The following is a 19,462-nucleotide window of genomic DNA, read 5'->3' as shown; positions in this document are numbered from 1 at the left end:
GTGACCACACAGAACACCGGCAAGGGGCGCGGCCCGTCGGGCATCGAGGACGTGCTGCCGCTCTCGCCGCTCCAGGAAGGACTCCTGTTCCACTCCCTGTACGACGACGGAGCGGGCCAGGACGCCTACACCGTCCAGCTGTTCGTCGACCTGGCCGGCCCGCTGGACGCCGCCCGGCTGCGCGAGGCCGTCACCGCAGTGCTGCGCCGACACCCCAACCTGCGGGCCGGTTTCCGGGCGGTGCGGTCCGGCAAGCCCGTGCAGTTCGTGCCGCGCCGGTTCGATCTGCCCTGGCGCGAGGAGGACCTCGGCGGTCTGCCGGCGCAGGAGGCGGACACCGCACTGGCCCGCCTGTGCGACGCGGAGCGCGCCGAGCGGTTCGACCTCGCCGCACCGCCCCTGCTGCGCTGCCTGCTCGTCCGCCGGGCAGGTGACCTGCACCGCCTCGTCCTGACCAACCACCACATCCTGATGGACGGCTGGTCGGTCCCCGTCCTGCTGCGCGAGGTCTTCACCGCCTACGACCGCGGCGCCGAGGCCCTCGCCCCCACCACCCCCTACCGGCGCTATCTGGAGTGGCTCGGCCGCCGCGACCGGCAGACCGACGAGCAGGCCTGGCGCGTGGCGCTGGACGGCCTGAACGGCCCCACCCGCATGTGCCCGGGCGCCGTGTCCGCCGGCGAACCCCGGCTGCCGGAACGCGTCGAGACCTCCCTGCCCGGGGAGTTCCGCACGGGCCTGGCCCGCCTCACCGCCGAGCACGCCGTCACCCTCAACACCGTCGTCCAGACCGCCTGGGGCGCCCTGCTCGGCCGGCTGACGGGCCGTGACGACGTCGTCTTCGGTACGACGGTCTCCGGCCGCCCGGCCGACATCCCCGGCGTCGAGACCATGATCGGCCTGTTCATCAACACCGTCCCGGTACGCGTCCGCCTCGACGCCGCCGAGACCTGGGCCGAGGCCCTGGCCCGGGTGCAGGACGAGCAGTCCGCCCTGGGCGCCCACCAGCACCTGGGCCTGTCCGCCATCCAGTCGCTGACCGGCACCGGCGACCTCTTCGACACCGCCGTCCTGGTGGAGAACTACCCGGTCGACGCGGCCACTTCGGCCCCCCTCGACTCCGGGCTCCGCCTGGTCGGCGCCAAGGGCCGCGACGCCACCCACTACCCGCTCACCCTCGTCGTCTCCCAGCGCGGCGACGACCTCCACGTCCGCCTCGACCACCGGCCCGACCTCGTCGACCGCCCGGCGGCCGAGGCCCTGCTGGACCGCTTCGTACGCATGCTGCGGGCCGCCGTCCTGAGCACGGACAGCCCCGTCGCGGCCGCCGACGTCCTCTCCACCGAGGAGCGCGCACTCCTGCTGGGCGAGTGGAACGCGACGGCCGAGGAGCTGCCGGCGGCGCTGCTCCCCGAGCAGTTCGCCCGCCAGGCGGCCGCGACGCCGGATGCGGTGGCTGTGCGCTGTGGCGGAGCCTCCCTCAGCTACGGCCGGTTGGATGCCCGGGTCGACGCGCTGGCCGCCGAGTTGCTGCGGCGTGGGGTCGGCCGGGGTGCGGTGGTGGCGTTGGTGCTGCCGCGTTCGGTGGATGCGGTGGCGGCGATGCTCGCCGTCGGCCGTGTCGGCGCGGCGTTCCTGCCGGTGGACGCGGGTTTCCCGGCGGAGCGTGTGGCGTTCGTGCTGGGGGACGCGGCGCCGGCCGTGGTGCTGGCGTCGCGGGAGACGGCGTCGGTGGTGCCCGACGCGGTGCTCGTGGAAGAGGTGGGCCCGGCCGCGGAGCCGGTCCCGGCGGCGGAGGTGACGGCCGACGATGCGGCGTATGTGCTCTATACATCGGGTTCGACGGGACGCCCGAAGGGCGTGGTGGTCCCGCACGGCGCACTGCGCAACTTCCTGGGGGCGATGGCGTCCCACCTCGCGCTGTCACCGGGGGACCGCTGGCTGGCGGTGACCACCTTCGGCTTCGACATCGCCCTGCTGGAGGTGTTCCTGCCGCTGGTCTCGGGCGCGACGGTGGTGCTGGCCGCGGGCGACGACGTACGCGACCCGGTCGTCCTCGGTGAACTGGTCCGCACCGAGGGCGTGTCGGTGATGCAGGCGACGCCGAGCCTGTGGCGGGCGCTGCTGGAGCAGGTGCCGCAGGCTGTCGACGGCCTGCGGGTGCTGGTCGGCGGTGAGGCCCTGGACGCCTCCCTGGCAAGGGAGTTGGCCGCCGGAGCGACCTCGGTGCGGAATCTGTACGGCCCGACGGAGACCACCATCTGGTCGACGTCGGCGCCGGTCACCGGGGCGGAGGTGTCGATCGGCGGCCCGTTGGCCAACCAGCGGGTGTACGTCCTCGACGGCGCGCTGCGGCTCGTCCCGCCGGGCGTGCCGGGGGAGTTGTACATCGCCGGTGACGGAGTGGCGCGTGGCTACCTGGGCCGTGCGGGGCTGACGGCGGGCCGGTTCGTGGCCGATCCGTTCGGCCCGGCGGGCTCGCGCATGTACCGCACGGGTGACGTGGTCCAGTGGTCGCCGGACGGCCGGCTGGTGTTCGTGGGCCGGGCCGACGACCAGGTCAAGATCCGCGGCCACCGCATCGAACTCGGCGAGGTGGAGCAGGCGCTGGCCGGTGCCGACGGCGTGACCCGCGCCGTGGCGACGGTCCGCGAGGACACGCCCGGCGACAAGCGGCTGGTCGGATACGTGGTGCCCGCCGAGGCGGACGTCACGGCCGTGCGCCGCCATGTGGCCGGGCTGCTGCCGCAGTACATGGTGCCCTCGGCGATCGTGGCGCTGGACGCCGTGCCGCTGACCCCGAACGGCAAGACCGACCGCAAGGCCCTGCCCGCCCCCGACCTGGGCGCGCGGCAGGGGCGGGAGGCGCGGACCGCGCAGGAGGACATCCTGTGCGGGCTGTTCGCGGAGATCCTCTCGGTGCCCAGGGTCGGCATCGACGACGGCTTCTTCGAGCTGGGCGGTCACTCGCTGCTGGCGACCCGCCTGGTCTCCCGGATCCGCACGGTGCTGGGCGTGGAGGTGCCGGTTCGGGCACTGTTCGAGGCGCCCACCGTGGCCGGTCTGGCCCGGTACGTCGACACGGCCGCGGCCGCCCGTCCCGCGCTGGTGCGCCGGGAACGGCCCGGGACCCTGCCGCTGTCCTTCGCCCAGCACCGCCTGTGGTTCGTCAACCGGATGGACCCGGAGGCGTCCCACTACAACATGGCCATGGCGCTGCGGCTGCGCGGCACCCTGGACCCGGACGCGTTGCGGGCGGCCCTGGCCGACGTGCTGGAGCGGCACGAGTCCCTGCGCACCGTCTTCCCCGAGCGCGACGGACAGCCCCACCAGCGCGTCCTCGCCCCCGCCGAGGCGGCCGCCCAGGTGCTGAGCACCGGCGTCACCAGCGCGGACGACCTGGCCCGGGATGTGGCCGCGGCCACCCGCGAGGGCTTCCGGCTCGCGGCCCGGATCCCGCTGCGGGCCACCCTGCTCGCCGTGGGTCCGGACGACCACGTGCTGGTGCTGGTGCTGCACCACATCGCCGGTGACGCCTGGTCGATGCGCCCCCTGGTCGGCGACCTCACCGAGGCCTACACCGCCCGCCGCTCCGGCGCCGCCCCGCGCTGGACCCCGCTGCCCGTCCAGTACGCCGACTACGCCCTGTGGCAGCACGAGCTGTTCGGCGACGAGGACGACCCCGAGAGCCTGTCCGCACGGCAGCTGGCGTACTGGAAGCGGCAGTTGGCGGGGCTTCCGCAGGAGCTGCCGCTGCCGGCGGATCGGCCCCGGCCGGCCCTCGCCACCCACCGCGGCGACCAGGTGCCCTTCGAACTCGACGCCCAGCTCCACCGCAGGCTGCTGGCCCTGGCCCGGCAGAGCGGCGTCAGCCTCTTCATGGTGTTCCAGGCCGCGCTCGCCGCGCTGCTGACCCGGCTCGGCGCCGGCACCGACATCCCGCTCGGCACCCCGGTCGCGGGCCGTACCGACGACGCCTGCGACGACCTCGTGGGCGTCTTCATCAACGAACTGGTGCTGCGCACCGACACCTCCGGCGCCCCCGCCTTCCGTGAGCTGCTGGCCCGGGTCCGGGAGACCGACCTGGCCGCCTACGCCCACCAGGAGCTGCCGTTCGAGCGGATCGTGGAGGAGCTGAACCCCGAGCGGTCCCTCGCCCGCCACCCGCTGTTCCAGGTGTCCCTGTCGCTGCAGAACGCCGCGCCGCCCGTGCCCGCCCTCCCGGACCTGACCGCCGAGGTCGTACGGCGCGACGACGACGCGGCCCGCTTCGACCTGGCCCTGCGGCTCGGCGAGACACAGGCCGCCGACGGCACCCCCGGCGGGGTGCGCGCCCAGGCCCTGTTCGCCACCGACCTGTACGACCGGCCGACCGTCGAGCGCCTCGTCGCCCGGTTCGTCCGGCTGCTGGGCGCCGCCGTCGCCGAGCCCGACCGCTCGATCGGCGACCTGGAGATCCTCACCGCCGAGGAACACGCCGACCTCCTGCACGGCCGCAACGACACCGCGCACGCCCTGCCCGGGAGCACGCTGCCGCCCCTGTTCGCCCGGCAGGCCGCCCGCACCCCGGAGGCGCCGGCGGTCGCGGACAGCACCGAGGTGCTCACCTACGCCCAGCTGGACGCCCGCAGCAACCGGCTGGCCCGGCTGCTCACCAGCCGCGGCATCGGCCCGGAGGACCTGGTCGCGCTGGCCCTGCCCCGCTCCGTCAGCGCGGTCGTCGCGATGCTCGCGGTCGGCAAGGCGGGCGCGGCCTACCTCCCGCTCGACACCGAACAGCCCGGCGGCCGGCTCGACTTCATCCGCGAGGACGCGGCCGCCGCCGTCCTGCTGACCACCGAGGACACCCTGGCCGGCGTGCCGGGCCTGGCCGAGGGACCCGAACGGCTCCTCGTCCTGGACGCCGAGGAGACCCGCGCGGCACTGCGCCGGATGCCCTCCGAGGCCCCGGACCCGGTCGGTCCGCCCTCGCCCGACCAGGCGGCCTACGTCATCTACACCTCCGGCTCCACCGGCGCCCCCAAGGGCGTCGTCGTCCCGCAGCGTGCCCTCACCGACTACGCGGCCCGCGCCGCCCGGACCTACCCCGGTTTGGCCGGACGCACCCTGCTGCACTCGTCGCTCTCCTTCGACCTGGGCCTGACCACCCTGTACGGCACGCTGCTGGCCGGCGGCTGCCTGCACGTCGGTGACCTCGACGAACGGCTCGACGTGCCCGGCGGACTGACCTTCCTGAAGGTCACACCGAGCCATCTGCCGCTGCTGGAGCTGATGCCGGACGTCCTCGCCCCGCACGCCGAGCTGATGACCGGCGGCGAGGCCCTGCGCGGCGAGCAGCTCACCGGCCGCCGGGCCGGCCGCCCCGACCTGGCGCTGATCAACCACTACGGCCCGACCGAGACCACCGTCGGCTGCCTCGACCACCGCCTCCCGCAAGGCGGAGCCGTCCCGCACGGCCCGGTGCCCCTGGGCCGTCCGATGTGGAACACGCGCGCCTACGTCCTGGACGCTCGGCTGCGCCCGGTCCCCGACGGCACCGTCGGCGAGCTGTACGTCGCCGGGCACGGCCTGGCCCGCGGCTACGCCAACCGGCCCGCCCTGACCGCCGAGCGGTTCGTCGCCGACCCGCACGGCCCGGCCGGCTCCCGGATGTACCGCACCGGCGACCGGGTCCGCTGGAACGCCGACGGCGCACTGGACTTCGTCGGCCGCGCCGACGACCAGGTCAAGATCCGCGGCCACCGCGTCGAACTCGGCGAGGTCGAGGCGGCCCTGCTGCGGGTGCCCGGTGTGGCGTCCGCCGCCGCGGCCCTGCGCGAGGACCGGCCCGGAGCCCCGCGCCTGGCCGCCTACGTCGTCCCGCGCGACCCCGCCGGGGACGGACCGGGAGCCCAGGTCGACGCCGAGACGGTGCGCACGCACCTCGCCGGGAGCCTCGCCCCCTACCTGCTGCCCAGCGACGTCGTCGTCCTCGACGCGCTGCCGCTGACCGCCAACGGCAAGACCGACCGGGCCGCGCTGCCCGTCCCGGACGCCTCGCACGTCCCGGCCGGCCGCGCGCCGCGCACCCCCGAGGAGGAGGTGCTGTGCGCGCTGTTCGCCGAGATCCTGGGCATCGGCCGGGCCGGAGCGGACGACAACTTCTTCCACCTGGGCGGGCATTCGCTGCTGGCCACCCGCCTCGTCAACCGGGTGCGGTCCGTCCTCGGCATCGAACTCCCGCTGCGCGCCCTGTTCGAGCGGCCCACCCCGGCCGGCCTCGCGAGCCTGCTGCGCGACGCCGAGCACGCCCGTCCCGCGCTCGCGCCGATGCCGCGCCCCGAGCGCGTCCCGGTGTCGTACGCCCAGCGCAGGCTGTGGTTCCTCAACCGGATGGACCCGGACAGCCCGCTCTACAACGTGCCCGCCGTGCTGCGGCTGCGGGGGCGCCTGGACCGCGCCGCGCTGCGCGACGCGGTGCGTGACGTGGCCGTACGGCACGAGACGCTGCGCACGGTGTTCCCGGCCGTGGACGGCGAGCCCGTGCAGCGCGTGCTCGACGGCACGGACCATCTCGATCTCCCCGTCCGGACGGCGGCCGAGCAGGGCGTACCGGAGCTGCTCGCCGAACTGACCGGCCGGGGTTTCGACCTGACCACCGAACCGCCGTTGCGGGCCACGCTCGTCGAACTGGGCGCGGAGGAACACCTCCTGGTGCTGGTGATGCATCACATCGCCAGTGACGCGTGGTCGTGGCGGCCCTTCGCCGCCGATCTGAGCACGGCGTACACGGCCCGCACCACCGGCTCCGCTCCCGCCTGGCAGCCACTGCCGGTGAGCTACGCGGACTACGCGCTGTGGCAGCGGGACGTCCTCGGCGACGAAGGCCTCGAAGGCGTTGAAGAGGGCGCAGGAGTCGAGGGCGAGGGAGAGCCGGGGGAGATCGCCCGTCAGCTGGCCTTCTGGCGCGACGCCCTGGACGGGCTCCCCGAGGAGACCCCCCTCCCCGTCGACCGGCACCGCACGGCGGGCGGGCCGCACCCGGCCGCCGACGCCCGCTTCACCCTCGACGCTGAGCTGCACGGACAGTTGGCCGCCCTCGCCCGGGAACACGGCGTCAGCCTCTTCATGGTGCTCCAGGCCGGTGTCGCCGCGCTGCTCACCCGGCTCGGCGCCGGCACCGACGTCCCGCTGGGCACCCCGGTGGCCGGACGCACCGACGAAGCCCTGGACGACCTCGTCGGGTTCTTCGTCAACACGCTGGTGCTGCGCACCGACACGAGCGGCAACCCGGACTTCGCGGAACTGCTGGCCCGGGTCCGGCAGACCGATCTCGCGGCCTACGCCCACCAGGACCTGCCGTTCGAACGGCTGGTGGAGGAGCTGAACCCGGAGCGCTCCCTCACCCGGCACCCGCTCTTCCAGGTCATGCTCACCCTGGAGCACGCGTCCGGTGCCGCGCTGGACCTGCCGGGCGGCCTGACCGCGACGGTGGAGCGCGGCACCGCCAAGTGGGCCCGCTACGACCTGTCGTTCGGCCTCGGCGAACGCCACACCGAGGACGGGGCACCGGCCGGGGTCGACGGCGTCCTCGAGTACTCCACCGCTCTCTTCGACCCGGCCACCGCCCACTCCCTCGCGGACCGCCTGGTACGGCTGCTGCGCCAGGCGGCGACCGATCCCACCGCCCGAGTCGACGACCTCGACGTACTCTCCGCGGCGGAGCGGGACACGGTGCTCGGGGCGTGGAACGACTCCGCGTCGCCGGTGCCGGTGGCCCTGCTGCCGGAATGGTTCGCCGGACAGGCGGCCGCGACGCCGGATGCGGTGGCCGTGCGCTGTGGCGGAGCCTCCCTCAGCTACGGCCGGTTGGATGCCCGGGTCGATGCGTTGGCGGCGGAGTTGCTGCGGCGTGGGGTGGGCAGGGGTGCGGTGGTGGCGTTGGTGCTGCCGCGTTCGGTGGATGCGGTGGCGGCGATGCTCGCCGTCGGCCGTGTCGGCGCGGCGTTCCTGCCGGTGGACGCGGGTTTCCCGGCGGAGCGTGTGGCGTTCGTGCTGGGGGACGCGGCGCCGGCCGTGGTGCTGGCGTCGCGGGAGACGGCGTCCGTGGTGCCCGACGCGGTGCTCGTGGAAGAGGTGGGCCCGGCCGACGCGGCCGTCCATCCGGTGACCGTGACGCCCGAGGACGCGGCCTACGTGCTCTACACCTCCGGTTCCACGGGACGCCCGAAGGGTGTGGTGGTCCCGCACGGGGCCCTGCGCAACTTCCTGTGGGGCATGCGCCCGGTCGTCGGCCCGGCGCCGGGGGACCGCTGGCTGGCGGTGACCACGTTCGGTTTCGACATCGCGCTGCTTGAGGTGTTCGGGCCGCTGGTGGCCGGGGCGACGCTGGTGCTCGCCGCCCGCGAGACCGTGCGGGATCCGCAGGCCCTGGCCGCACTCGTGCAGGCCGAGGACGTGTCGGTGATGCAGGCGACGCCGAGCCTGTGGCGGGCGCTGCTGGACGAGGCGCCGGGGGCCCTTGAGGGGCTGCGTGTGCTGGTCGGCGGCGAGGCCCTGGATCCGGTGCTGGCCCGGGAGCTGTCCGCGTCGGCCGCGTCAGTGGTGAACGTGTACGGCCCGACGGAGACCACCATCTGGTCGACGTCGGCGCCGGTCACCGGGGCGGAGGTGTCGATCGGCGGCCCGTTGGCCAACCAGCGGGTGTACGTCCTCGACGGCGCGCTGCGGCTCGTCCCGCCGGGCGTGCCGGGGGAGTTGTACATCGCCGGTGACGGAGTGGCGCGTGGCTACCTGGGCCGTGCGGGGCTGACGGCGGGCCGGTTCGTGGCCGATCCGTTCGGCCCGGCGGGCTCGCGCATGTACCGCACGGGTGACGTGGTCCAGTGGTCGCCGGACGGCCGGCTGGTGTTCGTGGGCCGGGCCGACGACCAGGTCAAGATCCGCGGTCACCGCATCGAACTCGGGGAGATCGAGGCCCACCTGCGGGCCCGGCCCGGCGTCGGCGCGGCCGTCGCCGCCGTGTCGCCCGGACCCGACGGCGTGCCCCGGCTGATCGGTTACGTGGTCGGCACCGAGGACGCCGCTGCCGTACGCGCGGCGCTGGCGTCGGCGCTGCCGGAGTACATGGTGCCCTCGGCGATCGTGGCGCTGGACGCCGTACCGCTGACCCCGAACGGCAAGACCGACCGCAGGGCGCTGCCCGTGCCCGAGCTCAGCGCCGGGACGACGCGGGAACCGCGCGACGCGCAGGAGGAGATCCTGTGCGGGCTGTTCGCCGAGGCCCTCGGCCTCGAACGGGTCGGTATCGACGACGGCTTCTTCGAGCTGGGCGGCCACTCGCTGCTGGCGACCCGCCTGGTCTCCCGGATCCGCACGGTCCTGGGCGTGGAGGTGCCGGTCCGCGCACTGTTCGAGGCGCCCACCGTGGCCGGTCTGGCCCGGTACGTCGGCACGGCCGCGGCCGCCCGTCCCGCGCTGGTGCGCCGGGAACGGCCCGAGACCCTGCCGCTGTCCTTCGCCCAGCACCGCCTGTGGATGCTCGACGCCATCGAGGAGGCCGGCGCGCTGTACAACCTGCCGCTCGCCACCCGGCTGCGCGGCGAACTCGACGTGGACGCGCTGCGGGCGGCCCTCGCCGACGTGGTCGCGCGCCACGAGGTGCTGCGCACGCTCTACCCCGAGCGGGACGGCCTGCCGCACCAGCGCGTCCTGGACGTCGCGGACGCGGTCCCGGAGCTGCGGGTACGGGCGGTGACCGAGTCCGCGCTGGACGGCGCGGTGGCCGCCGCCGTACGCCACGAGTTCCGGCTGGACGCCGAACTCCCGCTGCGGGCGACCCTGTTGGCGCTCGGCCCGGACGATCACGTGCTGGTGCTGGTGCTGCATCACATCGCCGGTGACGCCTGGTCGATGCGCCCGCTGATCCGCGACCTCACCGAGGCCTACTCCGCCCGCCGCTCCGGCGCCGCCCCGCGCTGGACCCCGCTGCCCGTCCAGTACACCGACTACGCCCTGTGGCAGCGCGAGCTGCTCGGCGACGTGCGCGACCCGGACAGCGAAGCGGCCCGGCAGGCCGCTCACTGGAAGCAGGCCCTCGCCGGTCTGCCCGATGTACTGGAGCTGCCCGCCGCCCGGCCCCGCCCGGCCGAGGCGAGCCACCACGGCGACCTCGTCCCCTTCGAGGTGGACGGCCGACTGCACCAGGAGCTGCTCGCCCTCGCCCGGTCCGGCCGGGTCACGCTCTTCATGGTGCTCCAGGCCGCGCTCGCCGCGCTGCTCACCCGGCTCGGCGCCGGCACCGACATCCCGGTCGGCACCCCGGTGGCCGGGCGCACCGACGCCGCCGCCGACGACCTGGTCGGGTTCTTCGTCAACACGCTGGTGCTGCGCACCGACACCGGCGGCGACCCGACCTTCGGCGAACTGCTGGACCGGGTACGGGAGACGGACCTGGCGGCCTACGCCCACCAGGACCTGCCGTTCGAACAGCTGGTCCGGCAACTCGGCGTGGAGCGCTCGCTGGCCCGTCACCCGCTGTTCCAGGTGATGCTCGTGCTGGACGCCTTCCAGCGCGACGGCGCCGCCCTGGACGGCCTCACCGCCGAGAGCGTCGCCCGCCCGGACACCCAGGAGGGCGGCACCGCCAAGTTCGACCTGTCCCTGCGCGTCACGGAACGCCGGGGACCCGACGGCGAGCCCGCCGGCCTGACCGGAACGCTCGCCTACGCGACCGACCTCTTCGACCGTCCGACGGCCGAGGCGATGACGGCGCACTTCACCCGACTGCTCGAGGAGGTGGCCACCGACCCGCACCGGGCCCTCGGCGACCTCGACATCCCCACGCTGGAGAAGGAATTGGAGACCGCACCACACGACGGCAGGGAACCGGACCTCGGCTCCCTGACACCCCGGATGATCGAGGAGCAGGCGGCCCGCACCCCCGGTGCGCCCGCCGTGACCGACGCGGCCGGCACCCTGACCTACGCCGAGCTGAACGAACGCGCCAACCGGCTGGCCCGGCTGCTCGTCCGGCACGGAGCCGGACCCGAGCGGGTCGTCGCGCTCATGGTGCCGCGCTCGCCCGACATGGTCGTCGCGGTCCTGGCCGCACTGAAGTCAGGCGCCGCCTATCTGCCGCTGGACAGCGAGTACCCGGCCGACCGGATCACGTACATGCTCGACGACGCGGCTCCCGCGCTGGCGCTGACCACGACCGCGGTCCAGGACCGGCTCCCGGCCGCGCCCGGCACCACCCGGATCGTCCTCGACGCGCCCGACACCCGCGCCGCGCTGGCCGGCCTCGCGGCCGACGACCTCACGGACGCCGACCGCACCGCCCCGCTCACCCCGCACACACCCGCCTACGTCATCTACACCTCCGGCTCCACCGGCCGGCCCAAGGGCGTCGTCGTCGAGCACCGCGGCATCCCCAACCTGGTGCGGGCGCGCGTCGAGCCGTACGCCATGGGACCGGGCAGCCGGGTGCTGCAGTTCGCCTCGCTGAGCTTCGACGCCGCGCTGTCCGAGATCTGCACCCCGCTCAGCTGCGGCGCCTGCCTGGTGCTGGGCCCGGCCGACATGCTCGACCAGGTCGCCCGGCTGCCGGAGCTGATCGGCGAGCAGGGCGTCACCCACGCCACGCTGCCGCCCGCCGTGCTCGCCCGGCTGCCCGAGGACGCCCTGCCGTCCGTACGCACCCTGGTGATCGCCGGGGAGGCGCCGCCGGACGGCCTGATCGCGCGGTGGGCGGTCGGCCGCCGGATGTTCAACTGCTACGGCCCCACCGAGACCACCGTCTCCTGCACCATGGCCGGCCCGCTCCCGGCCGAACCCGGCATCCCGCCGATCGGCGGCGCGCTGCCGAACCTGCGTCTGCACGTCCTCGACGCGCGCCTCGCACCGGTGGCCGACGGCGAGCCGGGCGAGCTGTACGTGGCGGGCGCCGGCGTGGCCCGCGGCTACCTCGGCCGGCCCGCGCTGACCGCGCAGCGGTTCGTCGCCGACCCGTTCGGCCCGGCGGGCACCCGGATGTACCGCACGGGCGACGTGGTCCGGCGCCGCCCGGACGGGGCGCTGGAGTTCGTCGGCCGCGCCGACGGTCAGGTCAAGATCCGGGGTCTGCGCATCGAACTCGGCGAGGTGGAGACGGCGCTCGCGTCCTGCCCCGGGGTGGGACAGGCGGTGGCCGCCGTCCGCGAGGACGAGCCCGGCCGCCCCCGCCTGGTCGGTTATCTCGCCGCGGCCCCCGGCACCGGCCTGGACACCACCGCCGTACGGGCCCGGCTCGCCGAGGTGCTGCCCGAGTACATGGTGCCGTCGGCGCTCGTGGTGCTCGACCGGATCCCGCTGACCGTCAACGGCAAGGTCGACCGGGCGGCGCTGCCCGCCCCGGCCGCCACCGCCGGGCCCCCGGGCCGAGAAGGCACCGACGGCATCGACGGCGCTCCGCGCACCGACCGCGAGGCACTGCTGTGCCGGGTGATGGCCGGCGTGCTGGGCCTGCCCCGAGTGGGCGTGGCAGACAACTTCTTCTCCCTGGGCGGCGACAGCATCACCGCGCTCCAGGTCGCCAGCCGGGCCCGGGAGGCGGGCCTGGCCGTGTCGCCGCGCGACATGTTCCGGCACCAGACGGTCGCCGAGCTGGCCGCCGCGGTCACCGACACCCGGCCCGGCCCCGCCAAGCCCGCCGACGACGGCGTCGGCGCCGTACCGCCGACCCCGGTCGTGCGCTGGCTCGCGCAGCGGCGCGGTCCCATCGCCGGACTGAACCAGTCGGTGCTGCTGCGGGTCCCGAGCCTCGGCCGGGACGCCCTCACCGGCGCGCTCCAGGCGGTCGTCGACCACCACGACGCGCTGCGCATGCGGCTGTCGGGCTCCGCCGCCTCCGTCACCTGGGGTCTCACCGTGCGACCGGCCGGCGAGGTCCAGGCCGCCGACCGGATCACCCGCGTCGACGTGAGCGGCTTCCCCGACGACCCGGCCGACCCCGCGCTGACCGCCCTGGTCACCGAGGAGGGCGAGGCCGCACGCCGCCGCCTCGACCCGGAGGACGGCGTGCTGTTCCAGGTCGTCTGGTTCGACGGCGGCACCGGCCGGCCCGGCTGGCTGCTCGTCGTCGCCCACCATCTGGTCGTCGACGGCGTGTCCTGGCGGATCCTGGTGCCCGACCTGGCCACCGCCTGGCAGGCCGCGGCCGCCGGGCGGACGCCGAGCCTGGCGCCCGTCGGGACCTCCCCGCGCCGCTGGGCCCAGCTGCTGCTGGCCGAGGCCCAGACACCCGAGCGGGCCGCGGAACTCGACCTGTGGACCCGGATGCTGGAGGAGCCCGAACCACGGCTCGGCGCCGAGGCGTTCCGCGCCGCCCGCGACACCCGCGAGAGCGCCGAGCACCTCTCGGTCCGGCTGCCCGCCGCGACCACCGGCACCCTGCTCACCGCCGTACCGGACCGCTTCCAGGCGCGGATGGACGACGTGCTGCTCACCGGCTTCGCCCGCGCCGCCGCCCGCTGGCGCGAGCGCAACGGCTGGGGCTCCGGCTCCGCCGTCCTCGTCGACGTCGAGACCCACGGCCGTGAGGAGATCGCCGACGACGTCGACCTGTCCCGCACGGTCGGCTGGTTCACCGCCATCCACCCGCTGCGCCTCGACCCCGGCACGCACGGCCCGGCCACCGCGCTGAAGCGGGTCAAGGAGCAGATCCGGGCCGTGCCCGACAACGGCCTCGGCTACGGGCTGCTGCGCTACCTCAACCCGGACACCGCCGGACTGCTCGCCGCCCACCCCACCCCGCAGATCGGGTTCAACTACCTGGGCCGCGTCAACGCGACGGCACTCGGCGACAGCAGCGGACGCGGCGTCCCGGGCTGGTCCGGCGAGCCGCGCATGGACACCCGGGTCGTGCCCGCCGACGCCGGACTGCCGTTCGCGCACCCGCTGGAGATCAGCGCCGTCACCCGTGAGACGGCCGAGGGACCCCAGCTGGACGTCACCTTCTCCTGGCCCGGGGCCCTGTTCACCCGGGACCAGGTCCGGCAGCTCGCCGACGACTGGTTCGCCGCACTGGGCGAGCTGGCCGCAGCCGCCGAACGCCCGGACGCCGGCGGGCTCACCCCGTCCGACCTGCCGCTGGTCTCCCTCACCCAGGCCGAGATCGACGCGCTGGAGGCCGCGCCGGGCGGCGTCGAGGACGTCCTGCCGCTGTCCCCGCTCCAGGAGGGCCTGCTCTTCCACACCCTCTACGCGGACACCGGCCCCGACGTGTACGCGATGCAGCTCAGCGTCGACCTGGAAGGGCCGCTGGATCCCGTGGCGCTGCGCGCGGCCGGGCAGGCGCTGCTGGACCGCCACCCCAACCTGCGGGCCCGCTTCGTCCACCGCGGCGACGGCCACCCCGTCCAGGTCATCGCCCGCCGGGTGGAACTGCCCTTCGAGGAGGCCGATCTGACCGGCCTCGACGAGGCGGCCCGCGAGGCCGAGCTGTCCCGGCTCACCGACGCGGCCCGCGACCACCGCTTCGACCTGGCCACCGCCCCGCTGGTGCGGCTGCTGCTGATCCGGCTGGGCGAGGAGCGGCACCGTCTCGTCATCCTCAAGCACCACATCGTGCTCGACGGCTGGTCCATGCCGCTGTTCCTGCGCGACCTGGTCGCCCTCTACCACGGCGAACGGGCCGCCCTGCCGCCGGTCGTGCCCTACCGCGACTACTTCGTCTGGCTGGCCGGACAGGACCGGGCGGCCACCGAGGAGGCCTGGCGCCGGGCGCTCGACGGGCTCAGCGAGCCCTCCCTGCTGGCCCCCGCCGGATCCGGGGCACCCACGCAGATGCCGCAGGACGTCGGCCGCTCGCTGTCCGCCGAGACCACCGCGGCACTCCAGGCGTACGCCGCCGAGAACGCGGTCACCGTCAACACCGTGCTCCAGGGCGCCTGGGCGGTGCTGCTCGGCCGGCTGCTCGGCCGCGACGACGTGGTGTTCGGCACCACGGTCTCCGGCCGCCCCCCGGAGATCCCCGGCATCGAGTCCATCGTCGGCCTGTTCATCAACACCCTCCCCGTCCGGGTCCGCCTCGATGCGGCCGAGGACTGGCGGGCGCTGTTCACCCGGCTGCAGGACGAGCAGTCCGCGCTCACCGCGCACCACCATGCCGGGCTCGCCGACATCCAGCGGCTGACCGGCGTCGCCGGGGACCTCTTCGACACCCTCGTCGTCTACGAGAACTTCCCGACCGCCTCCGGCGGCGGGCGCGAGGGCGCCCTGCGCGCGACGGCCGTGGAGGGACGCGCCGCGGCCCACTACCCGCTGGCCCTGATCGCCTCCGTGGGCGACGGCCGCCTGCGGCTGCGCCTCGACCACCGGCCCGAACTGTTCGACACCAGCGCCGTGCAGACGCTGCTCGACCGGCTCGTGCACGTCCTGGAGGGCATCACCGCCGCGCCGGGACAGCCCGTCGCCACCGTCGACATCGCGGCCGCCGACGAGCGGGAACAGCTCATCGACGGCTGGAACGGCGGCCCGCTCGACGTCCCCGCCGACCCGCCGACCATGACCCACCGGTTCGCGCAGGCCGTCGCCGAGGGCCCGGACGACATCGCCGTACGGCTCGGCGACACCCGCCTGACCTACCGCGAACTCGACGAGCGTGCCAACCGCACGGCCCGCCGGCTCATCGAACTCGGGGTGCGCCCCGAGACCCGGGTCGGGGTGCTGCTGGACCGCTCGGTCGACCTGATCGTCAGCGTGCTGGCCGTCCTCAAGGCGAGCGCGGTGTACGTCCCGCTGGAGCCCACCTACCCCGACGAGCGGGTGCGGCTGCTGCTCGACGAGACCCGCTCCCCGGTGCTGCTGACCGACGGCGACCGCGCCGCCCACTGGACGCAGGCACTCTCCGGCAGGGTCACGGTGGTCGCCGTCGACACCGACCACGGCATCCCGGCCCAGCCGGACACCGCGCCGGACGTGACCGTCCTGCCCGACCAACTCGCCTATGTCATCTACACCTCCGGCTCCACCGGCACCCCCAAGGGCGTCGCGGTCAGCCACCGCGCCGTCGTGGAACTCGCCGCCGACCACTGGTGGCAACTGGACGCCACCCAGCGCGTGCTGTTCCACTCGCCGCACGCCTGGGACGTGTCCACCCTCGAATGGTGGGTGCCGCTGCTGAACCACGGCGAGGTCGTCATCGCCCCGCCCGGCAAGGTCGACCTGGAAGCCATCGCCTCCCTCGTCGTCGAGGAGGGCATCACCGGACTGTGGGCCTCCGGAGGCCTGTTCCGGCTGCTCGCCGAGACCCACCCGGAGTGCTTCCGGGGCCTCGCCGAGGTCCGCACCGGCGGTGACGTGGTCCCCGCCTACGCCGTCCGCCGGGCCCTGGACGCCTGCGCCGGCACGGACACCGTGGTCACCGCCGGCTACGGCCCCACCGAGACCACCGTGTTCTCCACCCGGCACTCGATGCGGCCCGGCGACGAGGTGCCCGAGAGCGTCCCCATCGGCGCCGCGCTCGACGCCACCCGGGCCTATGTCCTCAGCCCCGGACTGCGGCCCCAACCGGTCGGCGTGGTCGGTGAGCTGTACCTCGCCGGGACCGGTGTCGCCCGCGGCTACGAGAACAACCCGGGCATGACCGCCGAACGGTTCGTCGCCGACCCCTACGGCGAGCCCGGCACCCGGATGTACCGCACCGGCGACCTGGTCCGCCGGCGCGCCGACGGGCTGATGGAGTTCGTCGGCCGGACCGACGAACAGGTCAAGCTGCGCGGCTTCCGGGTCGAACTGCGCGAGGTCGAGGTGGCGCTCAGCGCCTACCCCGGCATCGGGCAGGCCGTCGCCCTGGTCCGCGAGGACCGTCCCGGCGACAAGCGACTGGTCGGCTACGTGGTGCCCGACGCCGGCGCCCCGGCCCCCGACCTGGCCGCGCTCCAGGCCCATCTGGCCGGGAAACTCCCGGAGTTCATGGTGCCGTCCGCGCTGGTCGTCCTCGGCAAGCTGCCGCTGACCTCGCACACCAAGCTGGACCGCAAGGCCCTGCCCGCCCCCGACCAGCAGCGCACCGACGACGTGGCCGGACGGCCGCGCAGCCCCCAGGAGACGGTGCTGTGCGAGCTGTTCGCGGACGCCCTCGGCGTGCCCGGCCTCGGCATCGACGACGACTTCTTCCTGCTGGGCGGCAACTCCCTGCTGGCCGCCTCCCTGGTCAGCCGGATCCGCTCGGTGCTCGGCTGCGAGCTGAGCATCCAGGCCCTGTTCACCTCACCGACCGTGCGCGCGCTGGCCGAACGGCTGGCGGGCGGCGTCGGACCCGACGAGCACAACGCCCTCGACGTCCTGCTGCCGCTGCGCGCCAAGGGGAGCGGCCCCGCCCTGTTCTGCTTCCACGCCGGCGGCGGCCTGAGCTGGCGGTACGCGGGACTGCTGCGCCATCTGCCCGCGTCCGTGCCGGTGTACGGCGTGCAGGCCAGGGCGTTCGGCACCCCCGGCTACCGGCCCGGCGGCATCGAGGAGATCGCCGAGCACTTCGCCGAGCGGATCCGGGCCGCCCAGCCCGACGGGCCCTACCACCTGCTGGGCTGGTCCTTCGGCGGGCTCGTCGCCCAGGCGGTGGCGACCCGGCTGCAGGCGGACGGGGCCGAGGTCGGCCTGGTCGCCGTCCTCGACTCCTACCCCGTCTCCTCCGCCGTGGCGGCGCCCGCCGCGCCCGGGTCCGGGGAGCAGAACCTGATGGCGGCTCTGCTGGAGGCGACCGGCCTCGGCGAACAGCTGCCCGCCGGCGCCGAGCCGGACGAGGAGACGGTCGCCGCGGTGCTGCGCGCCCAGGGCAACCCGCTCACCGACCTGCTGGCCGACCACCTGGTCACGGTGGCGCAGACGTTCCAGGACAACGTCGAGCTGCGCCGGGCCTTCACCCCGAAGGTCTTCCGGGGCGACCTGCTGCTCCTCGCGGCCGGCGCGGACGGCCCGGGCGCCGAGGCCGGAACGGCGCGCTGGCAGCCGTACGTCGACGGCCGCGTCGACGCCCGCACCGTCCCCGGCCGGCACGAACAGATGCTGCTGCCCGGCCCGATCGCCGAGGTCGGCCGGATCGTCACCGAGCGGCTGGAGAACCTCGGCGAGGAGGAGGGGCGATGACCCGCGACATCTACGAGATCGGTGAGCCGCCCCCGCTCGGCGAGGTCCCGAGCCACATGTACGCGGCCCTCATCCGGCCCGAGCGGTACGGCCCGCCGCGGCAGGCCATCCAGGTCGAGCCGGTCGAGGTGCCGCCGGTGGGCCGCGGCCAGGTGCTGGTCATGGTGATGGCGGCCGGCGTCAACTACAACGGCGTGTGGGCCGGCCTCGGCACCCCCGCCGACGTGATCGCCGCCCGCCGCAAGCAGGGCGATCCGCACGACTTCCACATCGCCGGCTCCGAGGGCGCCGGCGTGGTGTGGGCGGTCGGCGAGGGCGCCACCCAGTACAAGGTCGGCGACCACGTGATCATCGCCGGCGTCCAGTGGGACGAGTCGGCGCCCGACATCCGCATGGGCGTCGACCCCACCGCCTCCAAGTCCCAGAAGGCCTGGGGATACGAGCTGAACTTCGGCTCCTTCGCCCAGTTCACGGTCGTCGACGAGTACCAGGTGCACCCCAAGCCGCCGCACCTGACCTGGGAGCAGGCCAGCTGCTTCCTCGGCGGCGGCTCGACCTCGTACCGGATGCTCACCGGCTGGGCCCCGCACACCGTGCAGCCCGGCGACCCCGTCCTGATCTGGGGCGGGTCCGGGGGCCTCGGCTCCATGGCGATCCAGATCACCGACCACTTCGGCGGCATCCCCATCGCCGTGATCTCCGACGACGACAAGGCGGAGCACTGCCTGCGCCTCGGGGCCCGCGGTGTGATCAACCGCCGCGACTTCGACCACTGGGGCAGGCTGCCGGACGCGGGCGACACCGCGGCGTACCGGCACTGGCAGTCGGGGGCCCGGGCCTTCGGGCGCCGGATCTGGGAGATCCTCGGCGAACGCAGATCGCCCCGGATCGTCCTCGAACACCCGGGCCGCGACACCCTCGCCACCTCCGTCTACGTCTGCGACAACGCCGGCATGGTGGTCACCTGCGCGGGCACCAGCGGCTACAACGGCGACATCGACCTGCGGTTCCTGTGGATGTTCCAAAAGCGCCTGCAGGGTTCGCACGCGGCCAACGTGCGGGAGACCCGGGCGGCCATCAACCTGGTGGCCTCCGGCCGGGTCGACCCGTGCCTGAGCCTGACCCTCCCGTTCCGGGAGATCGCCGACGCCCACCAGCTCGTCCACGACAACCGGCACCCGGCGGGCAACACGGCCGTCCTGGTCAACGCCCCCGAACCGGGTCTCACCGCAGTGCCGTGACCCTCCGGGACCGCGGTCCCTTTTCACCTGCCGCCGGGGGCAGTTGGGCGTCGAGGCGGCGTCCAGCTCCCCGGCGCGGCTCTCTCCTAATGTGACAGCGGTCCGAATGACGAACA

The 19,462-nt window shown here is 74.9% G+C and carries 2 protein-coding genes; both read left to right on the top strand.

What is annotated here, in order from left to right; genetic code table 11:
• Complete coding sequence (locus ACFY3C_RS12190; RefSeq protein WP_390770675.1) at positions 1-18,105, top strand: amino acid adenylation domain-containing protein; 18,105 nt, start codon at positions 1-3, stop codon at positions 18,103-18,105.
• Positions 18,102-19,346: a crotonyl-CoA carboxylase/reductase gene (ccrA, locus tag ACFY3C_RS12185; protein WP_390770674.1), complete on the top strand. Its 1,245-nt coding sequence runs from the start codon at positions 18,102-18,104 to the stop codon at positions 19,344-19,346. Before ACFY3C_RS12190 ends, ccrA begins: the two co-directional genes overlap by 4 nt.
• Positions 19,347-19,462 lie beyond the last annotated feature (116 nt).

Origin of the sequence: Streptomyces sp. NPDC001410 (assembly GCF_042895235.1) — a bacterium.
GTDB lineage: Bacteria > Actinomycetota > Actinomycetes > Streptomycetales > Streptomycetaceae > Streptomyces.
Note: the sequence above shows the minus strand (reverse complement) of the source record. Positions and strands in the feature narration are given on the sequence as shown.

Coding starts and splice junctions, on each gene's coding strand:
- ccrA (WP_390770674.1), top strand. CDS start 18,102: ATGACCCGCGACATCTACGAGATCGGTGAGCCGCCCCCGCTCGGCGAG.